Consider the following 12,750-nt stretch of genomic DNA (forward strand, 5'->3'; position numbering starts at 1 on the left):
CCACTTCACCTGTAAATAGCGCGAACTGATTGTACGAGACATTCGGAACGGGTGTACGATTCGCGTCGGCCAAGACTTCGAGCGTGTTGGCCGTAATATTACCGGTTGCTTCGGCGTGGGAGCTATGCCCGGCAACCGATTCCGCAATCATGAGGCCCGCCGCCGCCAATATCGCACCTGCCGAGCCCATTGATAATGTTGTCGGCGAGGCTGTGGCGGTGGACTGGATGGAGATTTCATCGGCGGTTACCGTGGCACCATCTTGAATTGCACCGCGTGCTCCACCCCCGGTTTCAGCGATCGTCACCGCCCCACTGGCAGCGGCCAACGCACTGGCCGAAAACGCAACGGCCGACGCGCGAACGATCGGCGTAGAGCTGCCATCAAGGTCGACCAGACCCCCTGTCACAACACTCGTTCCTGAACCCTCGATGATTCCTTGAACGTCGTTGGTGACGACACTGGATGCGTAAGATAGCCCCGCGCCGGCAATTAACCCTAAAGCCATTCCACCTGAATCCGCATCGACATTCGAATCATCCTGGGCCTGGATCAGTACGTTGCCGGCTGAATTGACGGTTGCGTTGTCGTTGATGAACGCGAGAATTGTGTTTCCGACTTCGTTGATCGTGGCGGTGCCGACGGCACCTGCGGCCAATCCCCCGCTAAACCCCAAGGCAGCCGCGTCAACGTTGGGGGTCGAGTTCGCCGAAATATCAATCGGGCCGACTGTGGTGGTCACAGCCGCGCCACCGATGCCCGCTTGAACGGAATTGGCCAGTTTATTGGAGGCAATCGAACCCCCCACTCCGATCAACACAGCCAATGCATCCCCACCCGAAACTGCGTTGAAGGAGGAATCGTCGAGGGCATGAATCGTAACGTTCTCTGCTTGGATGTTTCCGCCTGAACGGAAGCTGGCGTCAGTGACGTTGCTGGCTTCGTTATTCGTCACCGATAAAAAGCCACTAGCAACCACTGCCATCCCAGCGGCGATCGCCACCGCATCAATATCGTATTGGGAGATCGCTGATAGATCGATTTGGCCATTGTTAGTCGAAACATCTGCGTTGTCACTAAAGGCTTCGACCGTGTTACTCATGATGTTGGTGGCCAATGAGCCAGCAACACCAATCAGACCTGCCTTCGCGAGTCCCCCCGAGTTGGTCATCGCTCGCGTGTCGTCGAACGCATGGAGCAGAACATCGGTCGCCGAGTCAATCGTCGCATCGCTTCGGATGGACGCATCGGTACGGTTCGATAGCTGATTGATCGTGAGCGAACCGACACCGGCGACGATTCCCGCCGTCGACAGTCCCAGGGCGTCGGTTTGGACGTCATAGCTTGATGTGGCCGAGATATCGACGTTGCCAACATCCGTTGTCACGTTTGCGCCGCCCACCGAAGCCTCGACCGTGTTATTCATCATGTTCGCAGCCACAGAAATACCCGCGGCTCCCAAGATGCTTGAAGCGAGAGCACCAGCATCAACATCGAGTATGGAATCGTCGGTGGCGGTGACGGTCAACTGATCGACGGCGATCGTTCCGCCGCCGGTGATGGCCGCCTGGGTTGTATTCCTGATCAGATTCGCTTCAAGTGATCCTCCGACTTCGATCAGCCCCGCCGCCGCAATTCCCAACGCTTCCGGCGCATAGGGCGAACCCGATTCGGCCTCAATATTTAGGTTGCCAGTGTTCACAGTCACCGAACCACCGTCGACCCGAGCACTGGTCTTGCTGTTGGTGAAATTAAAGGCAGCGCCAACGGATGCGGCGAAGAGCAGGCTGAGGGAACCGCCGACGGCGCGATTATCGAAATCGTGATCGGTCTTGGCTCGGACCTCGACACCGGACGGCGCGGTGACCGCGGCTCCGTCGCCGATGACAGCTTCGGTTAAATCACCTTCCAAGCTGGCGGTTCCCGCTGCGGCTGCTCCCGCCGATGCCAGTAAACTGAATGCTGCCTGACCCGCACGCGTGACAGAATGAATACGACCTGCGTTGACCAGGTTAGTACCCTGACGCCGCAAATTGGCCAACAAGTCTACCGTGGTATCCGATATGACCGTTGCTCCATCACTGATTCTGGCAGCCGTATGGTTCTTCATGGCATTCACTGCCACAGAGCCCGCGACGTTTCCACCTAACGTGTCAGCAAGCGTCGCGGCGTCGGCGGAAAATTCATAAGGCAGATCACCTTCCCCAATCGCTTCCACGGATACAAAATTGGCGTCGACCGTTGCATCACTTCCGATTTCAGCAACATGGGAACCCTCGGAGTAGTTACCCGCAGCGGCTACACCTGCAGCAAGCACACCCCCATTGATCGACATCGCATCGGCTTCCGCGTTGGAATCGAAATCCATCGAGGCGGTCACGTCGATATCCCCCATGGCAACGATCGATGCCTCATCGCCAATCGAGGCATGACTCACCGGCCTGCCTGCTCCAACAGCAATCGCCGCAGCAGCACCGATACGGATATTTGGCAGATTGACTGGATCAATCGAATTGATCACCACTCGTTCAAACCGATGCTCAGTTCCGGTCGCCGCTGTCGCATCAAGGTTAATGATGCCGTCCTCAGTGTCTTGAGTATTCAACAACGCGACCTGCGAGGAATCTTCCTCATCGACCTGAATGTAATAGACCGTGTCGTCGACGAGTCCGCCGATGTTGTCCCCACCACCGTTTCGATAGACGAATGCATCCCCGGTGCTGAGCCCCTGGAAGTCTGAGAAATCAATCGTATCCGTAGCACTGTCAACCGCGTCGTCCGGGTCAAACAGATGCGACGGCTCAAGCACATGGGGGATTTCCGCCTCTCCCGTTTGCGCGAGATTGATGCGGTTGGTTTCATCTTCGCCGTTAGCATCCGCCAGCGTCAGATACAAGGTGATCGAGTCCTTATCGTCATCATCGTTCGTCGCCACTCGAACGAAGTAGCGGTCACCATCCACCAACGCACCCACGGTTTCGTCATCTCCGCGGCTTCGATAAATCACCGTGTCCCCTGTCGCCAGCGAATGCCCGTTGAGACTTAAACTGTTGCTATCTCCATCGACATCATCAACAGGGTCAAACGAAACACGCTGCGATACGTAAGCATCGATTGTTTTCACGATTTGATGCTGATTGCCCGTCGTGCTGGTCAAATCCAAATCGATGGCGTTTTCGGCTGCCATTGCGTCTTGGCGAGACTGGAACAATTGAACGGTAATCGCGGCCGGAAAAGTGTCGTCGATATTGACGTAGAAAAGACCTCCATCTTCCAGGCCGCCGACGCTATCATCACCCCCATTGAAGTATTTGACGGCATCCCCATCCGACAGACCCACGAAATTGCCGACGTTGATCGTATCCGTATTCGCATCAACAGCGGTGGCGGGATCAAAGGTATTTCCCGCGACCAGCGAATGAAGATCCTCCGGTTCGTCGATACCCGCAAGATTAATCGCATTGATACCGACGACCGCCGCGGCTGGACTGGAATGCAACTGGATCAGAGTTCGGTCGTGGGGATCGACGCTGATAAAATAAGTCGTCCCATCGACGAGTCCACCGATGTCTTCATCGTCCTGATTGTTGTGATAGGCAACGGCATCGCCTGTATCGAATTCGTGAGGTGTGTTGATGCGGATGGTATTCGCATCTTCATCAATATCCAATTTGGTATCGATGCTTATCCGCAGCAGGGGATGGGCATCGAAGACGGGGAACAGCAGCTGTTTCAAACCGGTGATTTCCGCGAGACGTTCGAGTTGTCGCTGCGTCTCCTCATCGACTGAAATACCGCTCTCAAGCGTTCCCGATTGACTGGCAAAGGCATCGGTTTGCGCTACCGAGTCGGTATTCGCCAGTACGATGACGTTACCATCCAGTGCTAAATTAGCCCCGGCATTTGCTTGAGCTCCTCCCAAAGGCCCCCCGGCTGCGATCGCCGCTCCAAGCCCCACTTGGGCTCCAGCCACCAAAGCATCGGCCGTGGTATTTGTACTAGCAGTATGATTGGCGGTGACCGTGAGATCTCCGGTGATCTCACTTTGCAGTGATCCGGGAGCCACGCGCGCGATCGTGTTGTTCGAGGCAGCTGTCAGCGCGATAGCCGCTGGTAGACTTCCACTGTTACTGGCTCCGGCCTGAGATAAGGTCGTGGTAGTGTAGGACCCCGAAGCCGTGACATCGATATTGGTCGCCCCACTCATGAACGCGTCGCCAATTTCAGCGATGGCCGAGTGGTTAATCGCATTGAGCGCGACCGACGGACCAATGCCCAAGGTACCCACCGTAGGGATCGCCGTCGCCGTCGCATTGTATTCACCTACATAGGTGGAAATGATGGTAATGTCATTGGATGGGGAAAGCATCAGGTTGGCGTTATCGGAGATCGACGCTTTGTGCTGTCCTCCACCGGTAGGCTCCAAAATCGAGAGCGGATCACCCACGAGTTCAATCGGATCTCCCGACAGATTAAGTGCAAAGGCCCCTGCAACGCCTACATCCTGACCACCGGCGCCCGAGATAGCATTTGCGTTGAATTGATTCACGCCGTCGCCACTGGAGACCGTTTCTAGTGTGATCGCGGGTGCATCAACCTCACCACCGATTGCACTCTGAATCAACTGCCCGTCAACGTTAATGGCAACTGCCACGCCGACACCCGCAGTTGCATCGACCGAATTCGCGTCAGCCGACGCATCCACATCCATATCCGCCGTGGCAGCGACAACGGGAATTTGACTGGTAGAAATGACGCTATCATCGCTGAGAGCGGCAACTGATGATCCAAAATCCAGATTCACGGCGGCAGCGGCCGCCGCACCGAGCGAACCATCGGCAGTTTCTGCCCTTGCTCGCTGCAAAACACGAATCACATCCTCCGGAATCTCAGGCAGACCCGCCAGGGCAAGTAAACCTTCGAGTTGTTCTTCGATCTGTTCACTGACCGGATCGGCTTCGCTACCCTCACCTGGAGCACCACTTTGTCCCGAATTGGCATTCGCATCCAACATCGTGTCACTGTCCGCCGTTACGGTGACGGTGCCGGTCAACACGTCGATGGTCATGCCACTTGACGCGTGAGCACCGCCGTCGACATACCCCAACGCCATCGCGGCACCGAGACTCGTCGTGACGACTCCACTATCCGTGTCAGCGATATGCGTCGTATTGGCGTCATGGTCGGCATCGACTAACAGATTTCCATTGATGCTGGATGAGGCTGAGGTGTCGCCCGTCTGCGCAATTGTCTGGAAGTCGTTGTAGTTGAGCGCGACCGCCGCCGGCAGGTTAATGGCATTATTGGCCCCAGCCGTGGCATCCGCGTTTGCGTTATATTCACCGATTGCCAGGACCTGGATATCCGAGCGATCGGGCCCGAGGGTCTCGATACCGGTGATGACTGCGTCTTGAATCTCGGCCTTGACGACCTGGGTCATCGCGTTGGCAGAAATCGAAGGACCGACCCCAACGTCCGCGGTTTCTTGGGGCGTCGCGCGGGTCGTTGCGGAATAGTCCCCTTCAAAATCGGATCTCACGATAAGATCGCCACCATCGATCAGCGTGATGTCAGCTTCCCCTTGGATCACCGCCAGGTGGGTTCCCCCGGTGGGTTCGGGAATCGACGGAAAGGCCGGCAGATTGAACTGCTCCGAAAAGTCGTCGGGTAAGAAATCCGCTGCGCCTAAATCCTCCAAAAGACCTTCTAAATCGGGCTGCGGTATATCAATCGGGAGCACGGGCAATAGCTCTGCACCAACGTTCACCGCAACCGCCCCAGCCACTCCGAGATCAGAATCATCTCCGCCCCCCGAAATTGCCTCGGCGTTCAAGGTCGTCACACCATCACCACCTAGCACGGCTTGGACCGAGATCGAAGGAGCCTCGACCGCGCCACCGATGTACGCCTGATTAGTCGCACTCGAAAAATTGGCAGCCGCTCCAATTCCTACTGACACCGCTGAATCAACCGTAGCCGCATTGGCGAGCGCATCGGCATCGTTTTCCATGCTCGCCGTAACCGACACGGCGCCGCCAGATTCCAGCTCTGCCCCCGCCTCAATGCCGGAGGTGGCCGTGTTTAGATCCAAATTCACAGCGACACCTGCGGCGGCACCTACCGAGCCATCGGCGTTCCCGAGTCGACCGGTATTGATTAGATCACTTAAAGTAGCAGGAAGCCCACGCTGCAAACCATGTATCGTGTCCGCGTCGGTTGTCGGCTCCAAATCGATCGGCATCGCACCAACTTCCGCTTCGTCGCGTTCAGCATGCAACCGGAACGAGTCTGGGGTTACAACTTCAACGAAGAAGTCAATGGGTAGGATCCCAGCCGCGCTGTCCGTGAGATCACCAATCGTTTCGGCATCACCTTCGCTGCTATAAAACACCTGATCGCCCGTGGCGAACCCGTGCCCTGGGAGCGTTAACAAATCATTAATTCCGTCGACATCGGCAATCGGATCAACATCGATCTTAGGCATGACCATCAGCAACATGAAGGAGATCACGAGATCGGCGGCCAGCGTTTCGAAGTTCGGATCATCAGCAGGTACCCCTGATGTGGAGGCAACAGCGTCCGCATTCATGCTGGAGTCGGTTTCGGCAGTCACAGTAACGGCGCCCCCAACGTCCATGCTATTTCCGATGGAAGCTTCGGCTCCGCCTTGCATGACTCCAATTGCAACAGCGGCTCCCACCGTAATATTGCCCCCGTTGCTATTGGCAGCTGCTTGATGGGTGGCCACCGCCGTATGCGCCGCGGATACTTCAAGATTGCCGGTGATGATCGATGGATTCGCAGTTTCACTCAAATTAGCGCGGGTTCGATTATCGGTAAGCATTGCCGCGACGGCGGCACCGATGGCTGTTCCTGCCGTCAGGCCGGCTTCGGAATCTGCATTTGTTTCGTAATCACCGGCGGCGAGGACTGAAACATTGTGGGCGCCCAAAATGTCAACGTCTTGAATGTCTGCCACGGTTTGAAACGTGCCGGAGTTTATTTCGACGGAGGCACCGACACCCACGGTCGCCCCTACATCGATGAGTGGGGCAGCATCGGTGGAATTGATCATTTCCATGTCAGATTGCACCGTAAGGTTGCCATTATTGGTGAGCACAAGATTTGCACCATCGCTGAGAACCGCATTGGACGTTCCTTGTGCCAGGGTCGCCGAAACCGCTCCAGAAATTGCCGCAATTTGGATTCCCGCTCCCGAGATCGTCTCTGCTGAGAGTGAATGCACACCGTCGCCTGAGGCCCCGGTACGAACTTCGATATTGTCCGCGGTTGCGGTTCCGGCGATCGATGCGACGTTGCTGGCGTTCTGTGCGTTTAAGGCGATGGCTGCCGCGATACCGACCAAGCTTGACACGGCACTTGCGCTGCCGAGCGCGATTGAATCCACGTCGCTAGTCGCAACAACATCAATCGGATTATTGGTCGCTGTCACGATGCCTGTGTCGGCAATCGCCGCACTCGAAGCGGCGTTGGCCAGGTTGATCCCCACCGCAGCCGCTCTGCCCTGAGTTAGATTTGCGAGGAGATCGACCCCGGTTAATGGACCCCCATCTGGATCCATGGTGGGCGGCGTCGGAGCGGACCCAAAACTCAGGTTAGCGCGGTCCGACAAAAACGCAAGTTCATCTTCGACCATTTCACTGACGGATGTCACGTCCGGATCAGCTCCCTGCACCCCGGCAATCCCATCCACCTGATTTTCGACATCGGCATCTGAGGTGATTTCAATCGCTCCCGAGGCTGTCACCTCACCAGCCACATTGGTCAAAGCGATATCATTTGCCAAGTTCACCGCAATCGGTATCGCAGTCGCCTCAGAAGGATCTAAAGCGGCAACCGTAGCGGCGGCGTTGCTACGAGCTCGAACAAGGTTTGACGCTCGATGGTTTGAGCGCGCCGTAAACGTGCCACCCAACATCATTGAGGCGCCAGCTCCTATCAGGGCGATCGTTTGATTCTGCGTCAAGGTTCCAGCAACCGTTAACACATTCGCGGACTCTCCCGCTAACGCCCCCGCCAGTGCCGTGATTTGAGTGGACTGCGTCCCATCGGCAGCAACACTCAGGTTTTGGGCACCTAGGATCTCAACGTTGTCTTCGACCGATGCAATCGTTCTTGACGCCGACAGATTCGTGGCGACTGACCGCCCCTGACCAAGTTCCTCTGCAATCGATGCGGCACCCGAGGGTACCGCGCTGACGTTCACCGTGCCGGTACTGACGGCTGAGATATTAACGTTCGGGCTACCAATCAGATTTACCGTGGCTCCTTCATCGATGTAAGCATGACTCAGGTTGCCAGGAATTTCACCCTCATCAAGAGCAGCGCCTGGATCAGGGATAATTGTGTTGAGGGCGAATGCACCGGCGACAATCGCCTCATTGGCGTTACCGAGCCCTGCCGCACCCGAACGTGCGATAGCCGCAATGTCGTTGTCGCTACTGGTCTCAATACCAAGACCAACTGCGTCGATCGTCAGGCTGTCAGCGATGAAAGCTTCGTCACGAATGAGAGTCATGTTCGTGGCAACGGCAGAACTATTATTGTCCGGGTTGACGGTCGGCCTGGCATCCGCCTCCGTGGTCAAGTTGTGATCGGAGCTGGCGAACAACGAAACAGCGCCAGACGAGGTTAGCGTTCCTGAAGTATCAAGGAATGCTCGCGTGGTGGCAGTCAGCGTCGTGACGGCGATGGCGGCGGCAAAGGTTTGTGGTCCAGCTGCCGTTTCGATTTCAAGATCATCGAGGGTGTCAGGCCCCAAGTCGGCACCGTCCGGCGTCGACGTTGCCGTGGTCGTAATGGTGGAGTTCGCGGTCGCGTTGATGTCGATACTTGTCGACTGTGAGACCTCTGCGTTGTCTTCCATCAAGGCCTCGGTCGTCACAACAATTAGAGGAGTGGCCGTTGTTGTGCCGGTGGCTGCGACCGCCGTGATCCCATCGGCGATTGAGTTAACAACCGTGTTCGTAGTTGCATCGATCAAAACAAACCCAGTCGCATTGACCTCGGTATTGTCGGACAATTCGCTGCGCGCCGTATTGTTGATTACTGGTGCGGCCAAACCGATCTCGGCAACGCCCAAGCCAGCAACCGCAGTTGCCGTGGCTGTCGAATCGACCGACGACAGCGACTCTGCCGTAAAGTCCCCGGTGGCCGTGATCGTCGAGTTGCCTGTTACGGCGATCTCGGCAGAAATACTGGCGGCTAACGTCGCGCCCGGCAGGCCGAGTAGATTGTCAACATCCGACACCAGCGTCGCGTCAGCCGAGAGGATCACATTGTTCCCACTAAGCGTTGCGTTGTTGATGCTGACGGTTGCTTCGACATTGGCGAGTGGAAGAGTGTCGGGTGTTAATGCCGTTCCCAAGACGGCCGTCGCATCGAATGTAATGTCTCCGGCTGTGATCGTGACTCCCGAGTTGACAGCGATCTGTTCCGCGTTGACCACAAACTGGTGACCGCCCAGATTCATGTTTCCGGTGATCGTCACGGCATCCTTACCGGCCTCGCCATTGACGATCAGATCAGTACTCATTGCCAGGCCTTGAATGTTAAGCGTGTCGGTATCCGAGAGGAACGGGATACCGGTGTCATCGCCGAGATTGATGGTGAGTGAGCTACTTGGCTTAATGAATGTGATGCTTTCGAATGATGGTAACGGATCGGTGCTCTCCAGTCGCAGTTGCCAGCCCAGATCCACGAGCCTGGCATTGTCCGTGAAATTGCTCGTTCGGATCACTCGATCAGTTACCGACATGTTGTCGAGAATCGGTTCAAGGCCAGCATAGGTCAGCTGATTGCCGTCGCGCGTAATTGATCCGGAATCGGGGCCTGTGGCCAGGTAATCAACCGATTGATAGTCTCCGCCATCTAACACAAGGCTGTCGAACCCGCGATCACCTCCGTGCATCAAACCGCTCAGGTGACCGCCGCTGCCGATGACAAATGTGTCTTCGTTGTCGGCAGCACCCAAGAGATTCTCAACGTCAACGAAGTCGATGACTCCTTCGGCGCTGAGGTAGCCTCCGTTGTAGCTGGTAACAGTCCAAGTCGTATTGCCGTACGTGCCGCGCAGGTCGTCTTGACCCGGACCGCCGTCAAAGACGATTCCGTGCGGAAGCAGGGCGCTGATCTTTGACGAGTCCAAGTCGATGCGGAGGAGATCGTCGTGTTCCGTTCCTATAATGTGTAATGGTGCAGTAAGCCCAGCGAGATCAAGTGACGCAACACTTTCGCCGGTCAAGGTATCGGTCAATGTGAGTTGATCTCCGTTGGAGTCTGCGGTAACTCCAACGGTCAGATCGAATCCCAACGTCTCTGTGAAGGCAAGGAGTTCCTCATCAAAGCGGATTTGGCCATGAACGGCGCTGATAGGCTGTTTGCCCTCGAGGCTGTCTTTCCACCGTGGCGTCGCGTTGTTGACGACCGTAGACGGCGACAGCAACTCGTCGGCTTGTGAATCGATGACATCCGGCGCGCCGTCCGCGCGCTGGATGTCCCCCACCAACAGCACGCGTTCTTCGAGCAATTCAAGCCGATGCACGGCAATCGGGATGTTTGCAACTCGGGGAGGCTGTCTCCCGGCGCGATTCCTTCGAGGTCTGCGTTGACCGAATGCCATGGTCGTTCTCCCTGGTTGCGACTGGGTCTGCACAACTAAGAATCTGTCAGTGCGCAGAGTGACGTGGGGCACGGGATGCAGATGGATTCTCCAATGCCGCGCTAATCTGGTGGATGAGTCTGATAGCTCAGGTCCGGTGGCTAGTTTAGCACGGGCCAACGGAGGTTTGTAGCGAGTAAAAGTCGTCTAACGAAAGTGACAAGTCGTTGCGTCTCGTGCCCCCCGGACGGAGTGGTGCTGAGCGAGAGTCGCCAGAACCGCAAAAGGTGATTGGCCAGGGGGCAACCCACGCGCTGTACCCTCTGAGCAAGAACGACGCTTGATCTTCCTCGGCCAGGACGTCGTCTGGCCGGCACGACGCGTGCGTGAAAAGAAGTACTTTGAAGAAATACCTGCTGAATTACGAGGCGATGATCCGTGTTGGCGGTTTGTCGCCAAATGATCTTATTGGCGTCCGAAGCATTCGGCCTTGCAAATCTGCGGCGCTGCAACGCGTCTTTCCGTGCGGCACGATTTGATTCAATCTCACTCGTCGATCTCATCATGCAACCACCCCATCAACGTTTGATGTGACGGAAGTGTGTTGGCGAGTTCTTGATTTTGGGTTTTGATTTTTTCGAGGATTTCGCAGGCGACAGCAAAATTGGAGAAATCTGCCCGCGGCAGATTGCGGCGCGGCAGTCGGTCGCCCCCGCAGAGAATGTGATAAAAGCTGATCTCGTGAAATACGGAATCTCTGGCGATCTCGATCAGACCGTTCTCGTCGTAGATGTCCAGCGTGCCGACAAGGGATTCGGGCAACGGAACGCTGCGACAGTCGCGCCAGAACGGTTCATGTTCGCGTTGAGATAGGATGTAATGTAACACAATGAAGTCACGGACTTCTTCATAGAAGTCCTGCATGCATTTGTTGTATTGCCGAATCAATGCTTGATTATAGTTTTGGTCCGGAAAGAAACGCAGCAGCATTTCAATTCCTTTCTGAGCCAGATGAATACCGGTTGACTCAAGGGGCTCGATAAAGCCGGCAGCGAGTCCAATTGAGATGCAATTTCCGTGCCAGAAATCTCGGCGGTGTCCGACTGGGAAGCGTAAGTGCCGAGGTGCTTCGGTGACTGCTCCTTGGTTTCCCAGGGCATCCAATAATTCGCGCGTGGCGTTATCTTCGTCCGTGTGATCGGACGAATAAACGTAACCGCAACTGAGGCGGTGGCTCAGTGGTATCTGCCACATCCAACCAGCACTAAGCGCGGTCGATCGTGTGTAGGGTCGTGCTTTTGCGTCATTTGGCAGATCGACGACCACGGCCCGATCACACAACAGCTGATGAGACCAATCGACGAATGGGACAGCAAGCGTTTTTTCAATGAGTTGGGCCCGAAAGCCGGTGCAGTCGATGTACAAATCGGCGGACAATCGCCGACCTGATTCGGTCTCGATGTGATCGATTAGGCCACGTTGGTCGAGTTCGACGTGCTGGACATTGTCGAATATCTGCTCAACGCCCTCGGTGACGCCAATGTCCGCCAGATAGTCTCCCAGCAGTCCGGCGTCCAGATGATAGGCGTAACTGCCACGTTGGATAATCGTGGAGGTTCCACCCAATGGGCGCGGCGCCTTCAAGCTCTCACAGAGTTGGACTTGGAGCGAATACGACGAGTATGATCCGACATCGTGCCCGTTCCGCAGCGCCTTCTGCCAGAAATGAAACAGGTCGAGATGATCAATTATGCCGCCACAAATTCCAAAAGGATGCCAATAGCTTTGGTTGGGATGGACCCAATCAGAGAATTCAATCCCTAGCTTATAGGTCGCATTGCAGCGTCGCATGAAGTCGTCTTCGTCAAATTTCATGTTTCGCACAAATTTGACCAGCGAAGGGATCGTGGCTTCGCCAACGCCGACGGTCGATATCTCGGGTGATTCGACCAAGGTTACCTTGCAGCCAACTTTTCTCACAAATCGATTGAGATAGGAGGCGGTCATCCAACCGGCCGTGCCGCCACCGACAATCAAGATCTGCTTGATATTAGAGCTGTCGCTCATATTTTGAGTTCTCGTTTTAAAAAATGAGCCGTGCGAGGCACCGTTGCGAGGAGGCGAGCTGG

2 protein-coding genes (1 of these 2 only partly in view) are annotated in these 12,750 nt (G+C 56.0%); both read right to left on the reverse strand.

All coding sequences use genetic code 11. The annotated features are described in order from the left end of the window. The coding region annotated (locus tag P8N76_06215; GenBank protein MDG2381250.1) for an SdrD B-like domain-containing protein crosses the window boundary (this coding region is incomplete at its 3' end): on the reverse strand, positions 1 to 10,642 show 10,642 of its 30,685 nt. The annotated region extends 20,043 nt beyond the left edge of the window. 525 nt (positions 10,643 to 11,167) lie between these two features. Next, a complete protein-coding gene (locus tag P8N76_06220) occupies positions 11,168 to 12,688 on the reverse strand; it encodes a tryptophan 7-halogenase (protein MDG2381251.1) in 1,521 nt (506 codons plus the stop codon). Between the last annotated feature and the right edge of the window lie 62 nt (positions 12,689 to 12,750).

The sequence above is a fragment of the Pirellulaceae bacterium genome (assembly GCA_029243025.1).
Taxonomy (GTDB): domain Bacteria; phylum Planctomycetota; class Planctomycetia; order Pirellulales; family Pirellulaceae.